Origin of the sequence: Burkholderia sp. JPY481, from assembly GCF_038900515.1 — a bacterium.
Classification (GTDB): domain Bacteria; phylum Pseudomonadota; class Gammaproteobacteria; order Burkholderiales; family Burkholderiaceae; genus Paraburkholderia; species Paraburkholderia youngii.
In genome coordinates this window covers 151,695-169,035 of the sequence record NZ_JAYMRT010000001.1, presented here as the reverse complement: position 1 = coordinate 169,035, position 17,341 = coordinate 151,695, and the positions used below count along the sequence as shown (strand labels likewise).

Here is a 17,341-nt window from a genome sequence, read left to right as displayed (position 1 = left end):
GCGCACGGCGAATTCGCGGGTTGATTCAGCCACCTGGACGAGCGCGCATCACGCGACGCCCAGACGTTTTTTCATCGCCGCGGTGATGCGCTGACGGGTCTTCGCATAGTCGGCCCACGGGTCGTTCGAGAGGCCGTCCACGCGCTCGTGGACGTTGCGGATGCCCCATTGATCGCCGCTCGTCGTGCTGTCGAGTTCGTCCCACGCGAGCGGCACCGACACGCCGAGTCCCGGCCGCGCCCGCGCCGAGAACGCGGCCACCGTGCTGGAGCCGCGGTTGTTGCGCAGATAGTCGATGAAGATTTTCTTCTTGCGATTCTGCGCGCCCATCTTCGCGCTGAAATACTGCGGCAGCGTCGTCGCCATATGCTGCGCGACCGCCTGCGAGAAATCCTTCACTTCATCCCAGCCGGCCTGCTTCGCGAGCGGCACGACCACGTGCAAGCCCTTGCCGCCGCTCGTCTTGACGAACGACTTCAGGCCCAGTTCGTCGAGCAGCGAGCGGGTCAGTTGCGCGGCCTCGACCATCCGTTCCCAGCCGAGCGACGGGTCCGGGTCGAGATCGAACACCATCCGATCGGGCTTTTCAATATTCGACGCGAGCGCATTCCACGTGTGAAATTCGACGGTGCCCATCTGCGCGGCGCCGACCAGTGCGGCGAGCGTGTCGACCGTGATCAGCGCCGGATGGCCCGGGTCGAGTCCTTCGTGCTGCGTGACGTTTGGAATCGACAGCTTCTGGCTGTGCTTCTGGAAGAACAGCTCGCCGCCGATATCCTCGGGCGCGCGCACCAGCGCGACAGGCCGCTCGCGCAGATGCGGCAGCATCCATTCGGCGATTGATTCGTAGTACTGCACCAGTTCGAGCTTGCTTGCGCCGCTGCTCTTGTCGATCACGCGATCGGGATGCGAGATGCGCACGCCGGCGATTTCGCTTTGCGTGCGCGAGCGTGTTGCCGTGGTTCGGGCGGACGCGCGTTCCGTCACGGCAGGCGTGGCGGTCTTGGCGGTCTTGCTGGTTTTCGTGGCTGCGCGCTTTTTCGGCGCGCCTGGTTGCCGCGTATCGTCGGCGGCGGTTTCGGTTTGCTGTTGCACGTCGGCTCCTTGTCGGGCGGTTTCCCTGACGATCTGGCGCGCCGGTTTGTCGTCGCGCAAACTGACGAAAGACGCCTGGCGCACGATGCCATCGCTCGTCCATTCGGCGAAGTTGCATTCGGCGACGAGCACCGGCTCGACCCAATGCACGGGCGTGCGGCTGCGCTCACGCGGCGCGCTCGCGAACGGCATGCGCTTGCTCGCGTGCGCGTCGAGCGCCTGTTTGACCGAGCGCAGCAACCCGGCGTCGAAGCCGGTACCGACGCGCCCCGCGTACTGCAGTTGGCCGTCGGCGTCGTAGACACCGAGCAGCAGCGCGCCGAACGCCTCGCGGCTGCCGGCCGGCTCCGAATAGCCGCCGATCACGAACTCCTGGCGCCGCCGGCACTTCAGCTTGATCCACGACGGCGCGCGGCCCGACACATAGCGGCTGTCGCGCCGCTTGCCGATGATGCCTTCGAGCCCCATGTCGCACGCGCTCTTGAGCAGCTCGCCGGCGCTGAACGCGAAGTCGTTCGAAAAGCGCAGCACGCGATCGTCGACGCCTTCGAGCAGCGCGCGCAGAATCGCGCGGCGCTGTTCGAGCGGCACGCCGCGCAGGTCGTAGCCGTTCAGGAACGGCAGATCGAACAGATAGATCACGATGTCCTGCGGGCGATGCGCATCGAACGCGTTTTGCAGCAACTGGAAGCTCGGCACGTCGCGTTCATCGAGCACGACCGCTTCGCCGTCGAGCCACGCGCTTTGCATGTCGAGCCCGGCGATGGCCTCGATCTGCTTGCTGAACCTGGTGGTCCAGTCGTTGCCGTTGCGCGTGAAAACGCTGACGGCACCAGCCTTCTTTTTCGACGCGTGGTCGATGCGCGCGAGCACGCGGTAGCCGTCGAACTTGATTTCGTACAGCCAGTCGTCGCCAGGCGGCGCAGTGTCGACGAGCGTCGCCAGCTCCGGCGTCAGGCTCGCGGGCAACGCGGCTTTGACCGCGCCTTCGATCGATGGCGATGCGGCGAGTTCGCGTAACGACTGCGCGGTACGCGTCGCGACGATGTCGGGGCGTTTGTGATCGGCTGCGCGGCGCGAGGATGCGGATTGCGACGGCCGGCCCGCGCTCGTGACCTTGGCGTCGCCCGAGGTTTTCGTCTGCGCTTTCGCTTGCTTCGTTTTCCTGCCTTTCGAAGCGCCGTCGGCCAGCACGCTGCCGGGCAGCTCTTTCAGCACGTCGTAGTCGCTTTCGTCGCGCGCTTCCTCGTCGCGCTCCTTGATCAGCAGCCATTGCTCCTTGTCGCCGCTGCCGCGCATATGGCTGCGTACCAGCGTCCAGCCGCCGTGCAGCTTCTCGCCGTGCAAATGAAACTTGAGCTTGCCGGCCGCGTACGACCGCGCGGCTTCGGCCGCGCCGCCCGCCGGCTCCCACGTGCCGCGATCCCACACGATCACGGTCCCCGCACCGTAGTTGCCCGGCGGAATCTCGCCCTCGAAGGTACCGTATTCGACCGGATGATCTTCGACGTGCACCGCGAGCCGCTTGACCGACGGGTCGAGGCTTGGCCCCTTCGGAACCGCCCACGACAGCAGCGCGCCGTTCAGTTCGAGCCGGAAGTCGTAGTGCAGACGCCGCGCGTCGTGCTCCTGGATCACGTAGGACAGTGTGTCGGGCGCGGCACGCGTCGCGCTCTTGCCCGTCTTGCTAGCCGCGCGCTTGCGGGTCGTCGCGCCGGATGGCTCCGGCGTGTCTTCGAAGCGGCGCTTGCGGTGATAGAGCTCGAGTCGGTCGTTCATGGCGATGACTCCGGTGCGTGAGTGCGATAGGCGGGTCGGCCGCGCGTTCAGGCCGCCGCGCGCCGTTTGCGCGACGTTGCGGTGGTTTTCGAAGTGGTGCGGGCGCTGCTGCCGCTACCGCTGCGACTGCGCGCGGTGCTCGTCGCGCGAGCCTTTTTGCGCGCGGGCGCGGCCGCCTCTTCATCGGACTCGGCTTCGCTATCGGCCTGATCCTCGTCCTCGCCGGCGGCGCGCTTGCGGCCAGTGGCCGCCTGCTTGCCCTTGCCGCGGCCGAGGCTGCGTTTGAGCAGATCGGACAGGTCGAGAATGTCGGCGGACTTGCGCGACTCGTGCGGCGTTTCGACCTCGGTGACCTCCTCGGTCTTGCCTGCCTGGATCTTGCGCTCGACGAGCGCCATGATGTCGTCGCGAAACGTGTCGTGATACTGCGTCGGGTCCCACGTCTCGCTCATGTCGTCGATCAGCTTTTTCGCCATGTCGAGTTCTTTGGCCGACACGCCGGCGGCCTTCATGCCTTCGGGCGGCACCTTGAATTCGTCGAGGCTGCGCACCTCGTCGGCCCAGCGCAGCGTGTTCAGCGCGAGCATCGGACCGAGCGGAATCAGCGCGGCCAGATGCTGCTTGTTGTGCAGCACGACGCTCGCGACGCCGATCTTGCCCGAGGCCGTCATCGCCTCGCGCAACAACGCATAGACTTTTTCGCCCTTGCGGTCGGGCGTCAGGAAATACGGTGTGTCGAGATAGAGAAACGAGATATCGGCTGCGTCGACGAACGCGAGGATGTCGACCGTCTGCGTCGACTCGGGATTCGCCGAGCGGATTTCGTCGTCCGACAGTACGACGTAGCGATCCTTCTCGTATTCGAAGCCGCGCACGATGTTCTCACGGGTCACGTCCTTGCCGGTGCGCTTATTGATCTGCTTGTAGCCGATCGGGTCGATCGTGCGCTTGTCGAGCAGATTGAAGCCGACCTTCTCCGACTGCGTCGCCGGATAAAGCTGCACCGGTACGTGAACCAGCCCGAAACTGATTGCGCCCTTCCAGATCATATGTGCCATCGCGCGCTCCCCTGTCCCATGGCCCTGAGATATCAGGCGAAGCAGCAAGCGTGCCCGCATTTTGGCGGGTTTTGCGCTGCTGCCACGCTTAAAGCATGCGCCGGTCCGCTCGGCGGCGTGCTGTCATGAGGCTGTAAGTCTTGCGACGAAGCGGCAAAAGCTACGGCTGTCCTTGTTCGCGCGCGCTACCCGGAGGTCGTATCAAGGCTCGAGCAGGACCGGCACGGACGCAAACCCGCGAAACCGCACGCGCCCGCCCCGCGTCGGCTCGCCATCGACGCGATACGCGGGGAAGCGCCGCACGAAGCGCCCGATCGCAATCCGCGCCTCCAGCCGCGCCAGCGACAGGCCCGCGCACTGATGAATCCCGAAGCCGAAAGCGAGATGCCGGTTCGGATCGCGGCGAATGTCGAAGCGGTCCGGCTCGGCAAACTGCTCGGGATCGCGATTGGCCGCGCCGATGCACAGCGTGACCGGCGTGCCGCGCGCGACCGCGACGCCGCCGATCTCGGTATCGACCGTGGTCATGCGGTTGCCGAGCTGGTTCGAACTTTCGAAGCGCAAACACTCCTCGACCGCGGTGCCGATCAACTCGGGCTCGCGCAGCAGCGCGGCACGCTCGTCAGGCCATTGGCTCAGCGTCACGAGCCCGTTGCCGATCAGGTTGGTGGTCGTTTCGTGCCCCGCGTTCAGGATGAAAATGCAGTTCTGCAGCAGCTCGGCCTCCGATAGCTGATCGTGCGGGCCCTCGCCCTGAATCAGCCGCGTCAGCACGTCGTGCTGCGGATCGCCGGGCTCGCGGCGGCGGCGTGCGACGAGGCCGCGCAGATAGTCGACGAATTCGCTGACCGCGCGATTGCCGCGCTCGAACTGCGCGTCGCTCAGCGACGGCTCGAGCGCGCCGAGTATCGCGAGCGACCAGTCTCGCAGCGGCGCGCGTTCGTCGTGCGGCACGTCGAGCAGATTGCCGATGACCTCGACCGGAATCGCCGACGCGAACTCGCCGATCAGATCGAACCGCCTGCGCTGCGCGGCCGCATCGAGCAGGTCGTCGACGAGCCGGATCAACGCGGGCTCCATCGCCGCGATCGCGCGCGCGGTCAGTGCGCCGGCGATCAGCTTGCGCACGCGAGTATGGCGCGGTGGATCGTTGAACACGAGGCTCGTGGTGTGATGCGCGTAAAGCGGCGAGTCGCCGTATTTCGGGCGGAACTCGACGGTCTTGTCGGAACTGAAGGTCTTCGGGTCGCGGTAGACCGCCTGGACGTCGCGAAAGCGCGTCAGGAACAGCGAGCCGTCGGGCATGCGGCGGATCGGCTCATAGGTGCGCAGTGCGCGATAGACCGGATAGGGATCGGCGTAGAACGCGGAACTTAGATGACGCAGATCGAAGTCGCGGGCAAGGGAGGAAGCGTCGCTGGCGGTTGCCGGGGTCATGCGTTGTCTCCGTGGGGCGTCTTGTTGCGCCTGTGATGTGGCGGGTTCGTGTGACCGTATTTGTTCGGTCTGTTCCGTTACGGCGATACGCAGACCGCCGACTTCAATCAACCTGACGACGACTGCGCCACACGATTCGATGCGTCAGTATGAACTGTGCACTGCCGGAGCGCACGGCCAACCCGCCCGCTACGGCCGCCCGCGACGGCGCGGCGAACGGAACCGATACAATAGCGGGATTTTCCGCGCGCCACGCGCCTCTTTCTTCCCGCGTCACTGGTCGTCCATGAACCTCGTCATTCAAAGCGTCGCCCCCCTTTCCGCCGACCACCACAAAACACTCGTCGCGCTCGCGCGCGGCTCGCAACCCGCCGTCATCGACGAGAACGCGATTCGCATCGCCGGCGCGACCCTCGCGCAACGCGCCGACGTCGAAGCGTATTGCTACACGCATCAACTCGACTACGCGTTTGTCGAAGCCGGCCGCCAGTTGCGCGACTTCGGACTCGTCGCGATGGACATGGATTCGACGCTGATCACGATCGAGTGCATCGATGAAATCGCCGATTTCTGCGGGCTCAAAGCCGAAGTCGCGGCGATCACGGAGGCTGCGATGCGCGGCGAGATCAAGGACTTCAACGAAAGCCTGACGCGCCGCGTCGCGCTGCTCAAGGGGCTCGACGCCAGCGCGCTCGAACGCGTGTACGAAGAGCGGCTGCAGTTGTCGCCGGGCGCCGAACGCATGCTCGCCGGCGCGAAACAGGCGGGCCTGAAAACGCTGCTCGTGTCGGGCGGCTTCACGTTCTTCACCGCGAAGCTGAAGGCGCGCCTCGGCCTCGATTTCACGCGTGCGAATACGCTTGAAATTGTGGACGGCAAGCTGACCGGCAACGTGATTGGCGAGATCGTCAATGCCGACGTGAAAGCGCGCACGCTGCGCGAAACCTGCGCGACGCTCGGGATCGAGCCTTCGCGCGCCATTGCGATGGGTGACGGCTCGAACGACCTGAAAATGATGGCCGAAGCGGGACTTTCCGTTGCATTCCGCGCGAAGCCGGTGGTGCGCGAAGCAGCCAGCGTGTCGTTCAATTTCGTTGGACTGGACGGGTTGCTGCGGTTGTTTTGAGGCTGGTGCTCGAGGGGCTCGTTATCGCGTCGGCACCACGGCCGACGCGTTGGCGAAATGCGCGAACCGTGTTGTTATCGGTTGAAAATGGCCGGCAGAAACAGGGCGAACATGCCGATGGAAATCAGGATGTTGAAGATCAACACGCCCTTCATGATGCGGTCGTGATTTTTGCCTATTTCCAACGACAGGATAAATTGTTTCATAAGAGGTAAATGTGTAGGGCCGCGAACAGAAACGCCGCCAGGCAGATCGTGAAAATCGACGCGCTTATCGCCCCACGTGAAAGCGCGCCAACCATGGACTCGGTCTGCCTGTCATCGAGAGCGGTGACGAAGCCATCCTGCCGCACCTTGAGCAAGCATGCCATCACGGCCGTGGGGCAATGCGCCAGCCATACGCGGGCGCAACGAGCGCAAGCGTAAAAATCGGCCCAACAATCGGCACCGCGAGATTCAGCAACACCCAGAAGAAAAGATTCATCGAAGCCCCTCCCCGAGCGCGGCAACGTTATTCGGCAAGCACACGATCGTAGCGTCGCGCACCCGCATCGAACATTCGGCCAAACGGTCAGATCCGCTCGATACTCCGGGCAACAAAAAAGCCCGCCGGGAACGCATCCCGACGGGCTTCTCGGACAACGTGTCGAACAGGCTGACGCGTATTAAGCGAGCTTAGCGAGGCTCTGCTCGATATCCGCCCGCAGATCAGCCTCGTCTTCCAGACCGATATAGAAACGCACCAGCGTGCCGCGGTGCGGCCACTCAGCCGCCGTGCGCATCGACGCGATGTCGTACGGCATCGCGAGGCTATGCGCGCCGCCCCAGCTCCAGCCGAGCGAAAACAGTTCGAGCGATTCGCAGAACATGTCGATCTGCGCCGCGCCGTATCGCTCGTCGAACACGACCGAGAACAGGCCGCCCGCGCCGGTGAAATCACGCTTGTACACTTCGTGCCCCGGACAGTCGGCGAGCGCCGGATGCAGCACCGCGACGATTTCCGGCCGGTTCTTCAACCACGCCGCGAGCGACAGCGCCGCGCGATCGTGCTGAGCAAAACGCAGTTGCATGCTCGGCAGGCTGCGCAGGATCAGCGAGCAGTCGTCCGAGGACACCCCGATGCCCATGCGCATACGCGCCGCCTTCAGCTTCACATGCACGTCGCGGTCGACCGTGATCGTCGCGCCCATCAGCACGTCGCCGCCGCCCGACTGGTACTTGGTCAGCGCCTGCACCGAGATATCGACGCCGTGGTCGAACGGCCGGAACGCGAGGCCGGCAGACCATGTGTTGTCGATCGCGGTGAAGACGTTGCGCGCGCGCGCCGCCGCCGTGATGGCCGGCACGTCGGGCACTTCCATCGTCACCGAGCCGGGCGCTTCGATCCAGATCAGGCGCGTGTTCGGCTGGATCAGCCTGGCAATGTCCGCACCGATCAGCGGATCGTAGTAACGCGCCGTGATGCCGAAATCGCGCGCGAGCCAGTCGCCGTGGTCGCGGTTCGGCGAATAGACGTTATCGGGGATCAGCACGTCGTCGCCGGCCTTCACGAGGCCGAAGTAGACGTTGGATATAGACGACAGCCCCGACGGCTGCAGCAGCGCATGTTTGCCGCCCTCGATCGCGGCAAGGCGTTGCGCGAGCGCGATCTGCGTCGGTGTCGCATGCAGGCCGTAGCGCCATTGCGCGTCGTTTTTCCAGTCGAGCGCGCGCATCGCCGCGAGATCGGGGAACACCACCGTCGACGCCCGCGTGACCGGCGTCGAAAACGATTCGAAGCCCGGCGTGATGTCGTCCTCGGCACGCACGATGCGGGTCTGCAGGCGGTGTTTGGGTTTGGATTCAGTCATGTAGAGCTCGATGAAAAACACGGAGAAGCGGGCCTGAAGCAACGGCCGCGCCGCGCGACTCAAGATGCCCGGCGTGCGTACGCATCAGTCGCCGGTTTGCAGGTTGCTGACGCCGCCCACCGGGTGCCCGCCGGCAGCGGATGCCGGCTCCGGAGCCGCCACTGCGCCGTTCGCAGCAGCCGGCTGCGGAGTTGGGATGGCCGCCTTGGCCGCCGCGCCGGCCGAACCGGCCGCCGGTACCGCCTGCCCCGCCGCCAGGGGCTTCAGATTGAATTCCTGCGGGTTCGAATCGTCGACGTTCATGCGGTCGCCTTCGAGCGAGCCGTCCGCCGCGAACTTGCCGACCCAGTTGCCGGTGATATGCGTGCCGTCGTTCGATTCCTCGACTTCGAGCGTATCGCCGACGCGGTCGCCCGCGATCAGGATCACCTCGCCGTTATCGGTGTACTGATACTCGCCGTGCACACCGGAAGGATCGTCGGTCTTGGGCCCGAGCCGCAGCACGATCGGCCGCGCGCCGAGCGTGCCCACGTAGTGCGGAAACTTCGCGAACTCGGGGCTCGGTTTCAGCGGCAGCTGGATCGGCGGCGGCGCGGCCAGCTCCTTGACCGCATCGCTTTCCGCCCACGCCTGCGACGGCATCCACAGCACCGTGCCGGCACACAGCAGCGCGACGGCGCTTGCCGCCACGCCGGCGCGCTGACGCAACGCGCGCGTTACCGAACCCTTCGTCACTTTCGCTTCCCGCATCCTGTCGATCCTTTGCTGGTTCCTGCTTGCTACCTATGCCGGGCCGGCCTGCCGTGCGCGGTCACAGACGCTCGAAAACCGCCGCGATGCCCTGGCCGCCGCCGATGCACATCGTGACGAGCGCATAGCGCCCGCCGATGCGCTGCAGCTCGTACAGCGCCTTCACGGTGATCAGCGCGCCGGTCGCGCCAATCGGATGGCCGAGCGAAATGCCCGAGCCATTCGGATTGACCTTGGCCGGATCGAGACCGAGCTCCTTGCTGACCGCGCAGGCCTGCGCGGCGAATGCCTCGTTGGCCTCGATCACGTCGAGATCGGCGACCGTCAGACCTGCCCGCTCGAGCGCCTTGCGGCTCGCCGGCACCGGCCCGATGCCCATATACGCCGGATCGACGCCCGCATGCGCGTACGACACGAGCCGCGCCAACGGCTTCACGCCGCGCCGCTCGGCGACACTGCGCTCCATCAGCACGACGGCCGCGGCCGCGTCGTTGATGCCCGACGCGTTGCCCGCCGTCACCGTGCCGTTCTCCTTCACGAACACCGGCTTGAGCTTCGCGAAGTCGTCCGCGGTTGCGTTCAGCCGCGCGTGCTCGTCAGTGTCGAATACGATGTCGCCCTTCTTCGATGCAAGCGTGATCGGCAGAATCTGTTCCTTGAAGTAGCCGCTCGTGATCGCGTGGGCCGCGCGACGGTGCGATTCGAGCGCGAGCGCGTCCTGCGCGTCGCGCGAGATGTCGTACTTGCGCGCGACGTTCTCGGCGGTCACGCCCATATGGATCGACTGGAACGGATCGTTGAGCGCGCCGACCATCATGTCGACCAGACGCGCATCGCCCATGCGCTGACCGAAGCGCGCGGCCGGCATCGAGTACGGCGCGCGGCTCATGTTTTCGGCGCCGCCGCCGATCGCGATATCGGCATCGCCGAGCAGCACGCTTTGCGCGGCCGACACGATGGCCTGCAAGCCCGAGCCGCACAGCCGGTTCACTGTCAGCGCGGGCGTATGCTGCGCGACCCCGCCGTTGATCGCCGCGACGCGCGCGAGATACATGTCTTTCGGCTCGGTGTGCACGACGTTGCCGAACACGACGTGCCCGACTTCATCGCCCGACACGCTCGCGCGCTCCAGCACTGCGCGCACGACGCGCGCGCCGAGATCGGTCGGGGCAAAATCCTTCAGGCTGCCGCCGAACGTGCCGATTGCCGTGCGCACACCGCTTACCACCACTACGTCCCGTTGCATCGCTTGCCCCTCCTGTTGTCTCCAGTTCGCCTGGATGATTGCGCCAACGCGGGCCATGCTGCGCCGCGCGCGGCTTACGTAATATCTAGCCTGCCAGCAGCCGCTCGACGGTCTCGCGCGACGGGATCGGCGCGACCGCGCCATAACCTTGCGTCGACAGCGCGGCGGCGACGTTCGCGTAGCGCGCGGCCGCAAATGGATCGTCGCCCGCAACGATGCGCGCGATGAATGCGCCGCCGAAGCAGTCGCCGGCGCCGGTCGCATCGACCGCATCGACGACGTAACCCGGCACGACGCGTCGTTCGTTAGATGTCGCAATATACGAGCCGTCCTTGCCGAGCTTCAGCGCAACCACGCTCGGCCCGTGCGACAGCAGAAAATCGACGATTTCGTCGCAGCCGGTCAGCCCGGTCAGTTCGGTGACGTCGTCCCAGCTCGGCAGGCAGATGTCGGTCTGGCGGATCGCCTCGAGCATCACCGCGCGCGCCCGCGCGAGCGGCCACAGCTTCAGACGCAGATTGGTGTCGAAGCTCACGCGCACGCCATTCGCGCGCGCATGCGCGATCGCCTCGAGCGCGGCGTCGCAAGCGCTGACGCTGATCGCGAGACTGATGCCGGACAGATGGATGACCTTCGCCGCCGCGAGCGCGTCGCGCGGCAGATCGGCGGGCGCATAGCGGCTCGCCGCCGAGCCCGCGCGCAGATAGTCGAACGCGTGGCCGTTGGGACCGTGGGATACGAAATAGACGCCTGTCGACGCTTGCGCATCGATACGCACGAACGACGTGTCGACCTGCTCGCGCTCCCACAGGTCGACCAGCAGGCGTCCGAAATGATCGGCGCCGACCGCCGATACAAAGCCGGTCCTCGCACCCTGGCGCGCGGCCGCGATGCAGAAGTTCGACGTGTCGCCGCCGAAGCCTTGCAAGTAGTTCGGCTGATCCTTCGCCGACTGGTTGAATTCGATCATCGCCTCGCCGAGCGCGAGGATGTCCGGTGTTTGAGCTTCAGGCCGTGCGGCCGCGCCGGGCGTCATCGCTTAGACCTCGCCCCACAAATCGTGGCCGTCCGCGCCAGTGATCTTCACCGACACGAAATCGCCGACCTTGTAGCGCTTCGACGCCTTGGTGGACGGCGCGATATAGACGACGCCGTCGATCTCCGGCGCATCCGCCGCGGTGCGGCCGATGCCGCCGTCCGCGTTGATCTCGTCGACCAGCACCTTCAGCGTCTTGCCGACCTTCCTCGCGATGCGCTTCGCCGACACCTGCTCGGCCACTTCCATGAAACGGGCGCGACGTTCCTCACGCACTTCGTCGGGCAATGCGCCGTCGAGTTCGTTCGCGCTCGCGCCTTCGACCGGCGAATACGCGAAGCAGCCGACGCGATCGAGCTCCGCCTCGCGGATGAAATCGAGCAGCGTCTCGAACTGCTCTTCGGTCTCGCCCGGAAAGCCGGCGATGAACGTGCTGCGGATCGTCAGATCCGGGCAGATCTCGCGCCACGCCTTCACGCGCTCCATCACCTTCTCCGCGTTGGCCGGGCGCTTCATGCGCTTGAGCACTTCCGGATGCGCGTGCTGGAACGGCACGTCGAGATACGGCAGCACGTGACCCTTGTACGGACCCGCGGCCATCATCGGAATCACTTCGTCGACGCTCGGGTACGGATACACGTAATGCAGACGCACCCACGCGCCGTATTGCGCGGCGAGTTCGCCGAGCGCGGCGACCAGATCCGTCATGCGCGTCTTGATCGGCTTGCCGTTCCAGAACCCGGTGCGGTATTTGACGTCGACGCCGTATGCGCTCGTGTCCTGCGAAATCACGAGCAGTTCTTTCACACCGGACTTGAACAGGTTCTCCGCTTCGAGCATCACTTCGGCGACCGGACGCGACACCAGATCGCCGCGCATCGACGGGATGATGCAGAACGTGCAGCGATGATTGCAGCCTTCGGAAATCTTCAGATACGCGTAGTGGCGCGGCGTGAGCTTGACGCCGGCGGCAGGCACAAGATCGACGAACGGATCGTGCGGCTTCGGCAGATGGCTGTGCACCGCCTGCATCACCTCGCCGACCGCGTGCGGGCCGGTCACCGCGAGCACCTTCGGATGCACTTCCTCGATCAGCCCGGAACCGCTCGCGCTTTTCTTCGCGCCGAGGCAGCCGGTGACGATCACCTTGCCGTTTTCGTTGAGCGCTTCGCCGATCGCGTCGAGGCTTTCCTGCACAGCTTCGTCGATGAAACCGCAGGTGTTGACGACCACGAGGTCCGCGCCGTCATAGGTACCGGAGATTTCGTAGCCTTCGGCGCGCAGCTGCGTGATGATCTGCTCGGAATCGACGAGGGCCTTGGGGCAGCCGAGGGAAACGAAGCCGACTTTCGGCGTGGCGCCCGGCGCGGCCGGAGCGTTCGAGGGGGTGGAAGACATGGGGAACCGCTTGAAGACGTTAAACCGTGAATTGTAGCGGTTCGCCACCGCCACCGCTCGTAAGTCTTTGAATTCTAGTCTTCAAACGGGGATCAGTTCGGCAGGATCGGGTTGATTCAGCTCGCTGTTTTCGGCGCTCAAAACGTGCTCACGCGTCGGCGCCGACGCGCCTGCGGCCGCCAGCGCCTGGCCGATCACCGTAAGAATTTCGTCAGAGTCCTGCACTCGCCGGATCGCCGCATGCAGCTCGGCCGCTTGCGGCCAGGTCCGCTGCAGGTAGCTGAGCCACTGCTTGACGCGGCCGTGCTCATGGGTCAGTGAACCGTGCGCCCGCAGCTTGTTCAGATAGCCGGCGATCGAACCCAGCACCTGCGGCCATTCGCCGGCCGACGGGCACGGGTCCATGCGCCCGCGAATTCGCTGCGCGAGGAACGGGTCCGACACCGCGCCGCGGCCGATCATCACGTCCGCGCAGCCGCTGACAGAGCGGCAACGCTGCCAGTCGGCGACCGTCCAGACCTCGCCGTTCGCGATGACGGGCACATCGACGGCGTCGTCGATGCGCGCGACCCACTCCCAGTGGGCGGGCGGCCGGTAGCGGTCGTCGCGCGTGCGCGCATGCACGACGAGCGAGGCCGCGCCGCCGTCCACCAGCGCCTGCGCGCATTCGATCGCCCGCGACGTGTCGGACACGCCGAGGCGCATTTTTGCCGTCACCGCGATATCGGCCGGCACCGCGGCGCGCACGGCAGAGACGATCTGGTTCAGCAGCTTCGGGGTCGCGAGCAGCATCGCGCCGCCGCCATGCTGATTGACGACTTTGGCGGGACAGCCGAAGTTCAGGTCGATACCGTACGGCGACAGCGTGGCGGCGTACGCGGCATTGCGTGCCATCCACTCGGGATCGCTGCCGAGCAGCTGGATCACCATCGGCGTGCCGCTGGCGGTCACGCTCGCGTGCAGGATCTCGGGCGCCTCGCGCTCATAGACGCGCGTGGGCAGCATCGAGCCCGTGATGCGGATGAACTCGGACACGCAGCCGTCGAAAGCGCCCGCGCTGGTCAGCACGTCGCGCAGTACGTAGTCCGCAAGCCCTTCCATTGGGGCGAGAAACAGCCGGCTCATGAGAATATGGGTGAACGGCGGATCAGCGAAGAACGATCCGTGCGGCCTTCGCAACGGAAGACTCGGACGCGATCGGGGAGACGGTCTGAAACATAAGGCGGGTCAGCGGAAGGAAAACGATAACGGCGCTAGCAGCGATGTGCCGGCAGAGGGGCGCGACGGACCTTAGACCGCGGCCTGAATCCGGTTCCGACGGAAAAGCGTCCCCACGCGCGGGCCGATATTGTAGCGCGCCGGTGGCTGCGCACTCCTGCGAGCCATCTGGGAGATTGGCAACGCAGCAGCCGGATGCCAACGGTACGCCGACGGCCAGTAGCTCGCTCAGCCAGGTCGCGCGATGCCGCTGCAGCTATGAAGGCCGGCTGCGCGTCCGCGGGCTACCCGGAAGCCCCGGTCGAACCGAGCGGATCTCGCCGCCATTCACTCGCTCACTTCTTTTCCGGCTCCGGATTGCCCTGTGGCGTAGCGGGCGCATTGCTCGCGTTGTTCGCATTGACCGCGCCGCCCGGCGTGAACGGGAACGTGGCGAACATGGTCTTCGCCTGGTTCTGCATCTGCTCCTGCATTTGCACGAACATGTTCTTCGATTGCTCGATATAGCTGGTCATCATGCCCTGCATCATCGGCGCCTGCATGTTCATGAACTGCGACCAGACTTCAGGGTTCATCGCCTTGCCTTCATACAGATTCTTCGACTGGTCGGCGAGCTTCGCCTGAATGTCGATGAAGGCCTGGATGTTCTTTTCCAGATACGTGCCCATCATGCCCTGCATCGCATGACCGTAGAACCGGATGATCTGCGACAGCATCGAAGAAGAGAACATCGGCAGGCCGCCGCTCTCCTCTTCGAGAATGATCTGCAGCAGGATCGAACGCGTGAGGTCCTCGTTGCTCTTGGCATCGATCACCTTGAAATCTTCCTGATCGAGCACGAGCTGCTTCACATCAGTCAGCGTGATGTAGGTGCTCGTCTCCGTGTCGTAGAGCCGACGATTCGGATATTTCTTGATCAGTCGTTCGGCCGTTTTCTTTGTAGTAGTAGTCATGTAACGCCTTTAAGCTCGAGTTAAGCAAACGCGGAAACGGCGTCCGGGCTGTGCGATCGAATCGATTGCGCAGCCGGGACGCCGGCGAAACCATCTGAGCCGAAGCGCGCCGCCTTCCGGTCCGGCGCGCCGATAGCTCAGCCCATATGCAAGCCGCCATTCAGCGAAAAATCCGCGCCGGTGGCGAAGCCCGATTCGTCCGACGCGAGCCATGCGACGATCGAGCCGATTTCGTCCGGCTGACCGAGGCGGCGCACCGGAATCGTCGCGACGATTTTTTCCAGCACGTCCGGGCGGATGGCCTTGACCATGTCGGTGCCGATGTAGCCCGGCGACACGGTGTTGACGGTCACGCCCTTGGTCGCGACTTCCTGCGCGAGCGACATCGTAAAGCCGTGGATGCCTGCCTTCGCCGTCGAATAATTGGTTTGGCCGAACTGGCCCTTCTGGCCGTTCACCGACGAAATGTTGATCACGCGGCCAAAGCCACGCTCGACCATGCCGTCGATCACCTGCTTGGTGACGTTGAACAGGCTCGTCAGGTTGGTGTCGATCACCGCGGTCCAATCTTCGTGCGTCATCTTGCGGAACACAACGTCGCGCGTGATGCCGGCATTATTGACCAGCACGTCGATCTCGCCGACTTCGGCCTTGACCTTGTCGAACGCGGCCTTGGTCGACTCCCAGTCGCCCACGTTACCCTCGGAGGCGACAAAGTCGAAGCCAAGCGCCTTCTGCTCGTCGAGCCACTTCGCACGGCGCGGCGAATTCGGGCCGCAGCCCGCGATCACCTTGAAGCCTTCCTTGTGCAGACGCTGGCAGATGCTGGTGCCGATGCCGCCCATGCCGCCCGTTACGTACGCAATTCGCTGTGTCATAAACCACACTCCGTTATCGTTGTCGAGGCGCCTGCCGGCGGCCTCGTGCCTGGCCTGATGCCGGTTCACGTTGCCGCCGGGCGACCGTCTGGCAACGCGCGCTGCCGACACGAGTCATCTGTTGCAGCGCGCCGCACCGCCAGTTGGCGTGCGGCGCGGCCAGATGCCTGTGCCGGCGAAGGCCGCGCGCGAACGGTCGCGATCGCGCGCGGCGTACCCAGCGTACTTTAAACTCGCTCGACCGCGAGCGCGACACCCATGCCGCCGCCGATACACAACGACGCCAGCCCCTTCTTCGCATCGCGCTTCTGCATTTCGTGCAGCAGCGTAACGAGAATCCGGCAGCCGGACGCGCCGATCGGGTGGCCGATCGCAATCGCGCCGCCGTTCACGTTGATCTTCGACGTGTCCCAGCCCATCTGCTTGTGCACGGCGAGCGCCTGTGCGGCAAACGCTTCGTTGATTTCCATCAGATCGAGGTCGGCCGGCGTCCAGCCCGCGCGCTCGAGGCAGCGGCGCGAAGCCGGCACCGGGCCCATGCCCATCACCTTCGGATCGACACCCGCATTCGCGTACGCCTTGATGCGCGCGAGCGGCGTGAGGCCGAGCGCTTCCGCTTTTTTCAGCGACATCACGAGCACCGCGGCCGCGCCGTCGTTCAGGCCCGACGCATTCGCCGCCGTGACCGTGCCTTCCTTCGAGAACGCCGGCTTCAGGCCCGCGAGCGATTCCGCCGTCACGCCGTGACGCACGAATTCGTCGGTGGCAAAGCGCAGCGGTTCGCCCTTGCGCTGCGGAATCTCGACCGGCACGATTTCGTCGTTGAAGCGCCCCGACTTCTGCGCGGCTTCCGCCTTGTTCTGCGACAGCGCCGCGAACGCGTCCTGCTGTTCGCGCGTGATGCCGTGTTCCTTCGCGACGTTCTCAGCCGTCACGCCCATGTGGTACTGGTTGTACACATCCCACAGGCCGTCGACGATCATCGAGTCGATCAGCTTCGCGTCGCCCATGCGGAAACCATCGCGCGAACCCGGCAACACGTGCGGCGCGGCGCTCATGTTTTCCTGGCCGCCTGCGACGACGATGTCCGCATCACCGGCGATGATCGCGTTGGCCGCGAGCATCACGGCCTTCAGACCGGAGCCGCAAACCTTGTTGATCGTCATGCCCGGCACGGCCGACGGCAAACCCGCCTTGATCAGCGCCTGACGCGCGGGGTTCTGACCGGAGCCCGCCGTCAGCACCTGGCCCAGGATAACCTCGCTCACCTGTTCCGGCTTCACGCCTGCCCGTTCGAGTACGGCGCGCACCGCGATCGCTCCGAGTTCAGGTGCGGCAACCTTCGCCAGCGACCCACCAAACTTGCCCACTGCAGTACGAGCGGCCGATACGATCACAACATCAGTCATTTCCATATCCTCAGGGCATCCCGGCAAACTGCGCCGCAGCCCGTTACGTTAAAAATTGCGTTGCAACTTGCGTTGCTCTCACGCCTTCATCAACCAGACGCTCATTCAC

13 protein-coding genes are annotated in these 17,341 nt (G+C 65.2%); 1 reads left to right on the top strand and 12 read right to left on the bottom strand.

Annotation, left to right across the window (positions count from 1 at the left end; all coding sequences use genetic code 11):
* Positions 1 to 48: 48 nt before the first annotated feature.
* From ligD to VSR82_RS00820, 3 genes are all read right to left on the bottom strand, one after another.
* Positions 49 to 2,874: a DNA ligase D gene (gene ligD, locus VSR82_RS00830; protein WP_498857443.1), complete on the bottom strand. Its 2,826-nt coding sequence runs from the start codon at positions 2,872 to 2,874 to the stop codon at positions 49 to 51.
* A 47-nt stretch (positions 2,875 to 2,921) separates the two neighbouring features.
* A complete protein-coding gene (gene ku / locus VSR82_RS00825; RefSeq protein WP_429459385.1) occupies positions 2,922 to 3,932 on the bottom strand; it encodes a non-homologous end joining protein Ku in 1,011 nt (336 codons plus the stop codon).
* A 201-nt stretch (positions 3,933 to 4,133) separates the two neighbouring features.
* The gene (locus VSR82_RS00820; protein ID WP_498857442.1) at positions 4,134 to 5,369 is read right to left on the bottom strand and encodes a cytochrome P450; all 1,236 of its coding nucleotides are present in this window, start codon (positions 5,367 to 5,369) and stop codon (positions 4,134 to 4,136) included.
* Positions 5,370 to 5,655: 286 nt separating this feature from the next.
* On the opposite strand from VSR82_RS00820, the gene serB reads away from it, so the two are divergent.
* Positions 5,656 to 6,495, top strand: coding sequence for a phosphoserine phosphatase SerB (gene serB, locus VSR82_RS00815; protein ID WP_429459387.1), 840 nt, complete (start codon positions 5,656 to 5,658; stop codon positions 6,493 to 6,495).
* A 664-nt stretch (positions 6,496 to 7,159) separates the two neighbouring features.
* Here serB and VSR82_RS00810 read toward each other — a convergent pair.
* The 9 genes from VSR82_RS00810 to VSR82_RS00770 all read right to left on the bottom strand — a co-directional run bounded on the left by VSR82_RS00810 (position 7,160) and on the right by VSR82_RS00770 (position 17,232).
* Positions 7,160 to 8,344 carry a cystathionine beta-lyase gene (locus tag VSR82_RS00810; protein WP_429459391.1) on the bottom strand — a complete coding sequence of 395 codons (1,185 nt, stop codon included), beginning with the start codon at positions 8,342 to 8,344 and terminating at the stop codon, positions 7,160 to 7,162.
* Between the two features lie 84 nt (positions 8,345 to 8,428).
* Entirely contained in the window at positions 8,429 to 9,094 is a 666-nt protein-coding gene (locus tag VSR82_RS00805; protein WP_429459393.1) for a hypothetical protein, read from the bottom strand.
* Positions 9,095 to 9,155: 61 nt separating this feature from the next.
* Complete coding sequence (bktB, locus tag VSR82_RS00800; protein WP_410849162.1) at positions 9,156 to 10,340, bottom strand: beta-ketothiolase BktB; 1,185 nt, start codon at positions 10,338 to 10,340, stop codon at positions 9,156 to 9,158.
* An 85-nt stretch (positions 10,341 to 10,425) separates the two neighbouring features.
* Entirely contained in the window at positions 10,426 to 11,376 is a 951-nt protein-coding gene (locus VSR82_RS00795; RefSeq protein WP_429459395.1) for a sugar kinase, read from the bottom strand.
* Between the two features lie 3 nt (positions 11,377 to 11,379).
* Entirely contained in the window at positions 11,380 to 12,774 is a 1,395-nt protein-coding gene (gene rimO / locus VSR82_RS00790; protein WP_368585971.1) for a 30S ribosomal protein S12 methylthiotransferase RimO, read from the bottom strand.
* Between the two features lie 81 nt (positions 12,775 to 12,855).
* Complete coding sequence (locus VSR82_RS00785; RefSeq protein ID WP_429459397.1) at positions 12,856 to 13,899, bottom strand: tRNA dihydrouridine synthase; 1,044 nt, start codon at positions 13,897 to 13,899, stop codon at positions 12,856 to 12,858.
* 428 nt (positions 13,900 to 14,327) lie between these two features.
* Positions 14,328 to 14,945 (bottom strand): polyhydroxyalkanoate synthesis repressor PhaR, encoded by a 618-nt coding sequence (gene phaR / locus VSR82_RS00780; protein ID WP_176108638.1) that lies wholly within the window; start codon positions 14,943 to 14,945, stop codon positions 14,328 to 14,330.
* A 137-nt stretch (positions 14,946 to 15,082) separates the two neighbouring features.
* Positions 15,083 to 15,823 carry a 3-ketoacyl-ACP reductase gene (locus tag VSR82_RS00775; protein ID WP_176108639.1) on the bottom strand — a complete coding sequence of 247 codons (741 nt, stop codon included), beginning with the start codon at positions 15,821 to 15,823 and terminating at the stop codon, positions 15,083 to 15,085.
* A 227-nt stretch (positions 15,824 to 16,050) separates the two neighbouring features.
* Positions 16,051 to 17,232, bottom strand: a complete 1,182-nt coding sequence (locus VSR82_RS00770; RefSeq protein WP_018432060.1) for an acetyl-CoA C-acetyltransferase — start codon at positions 17,230 to 17,232, stop codon at positions 16,051 to 16,053.
* Positions 17,233 to 17,341 lie beyond the last annotated feature (109 nt).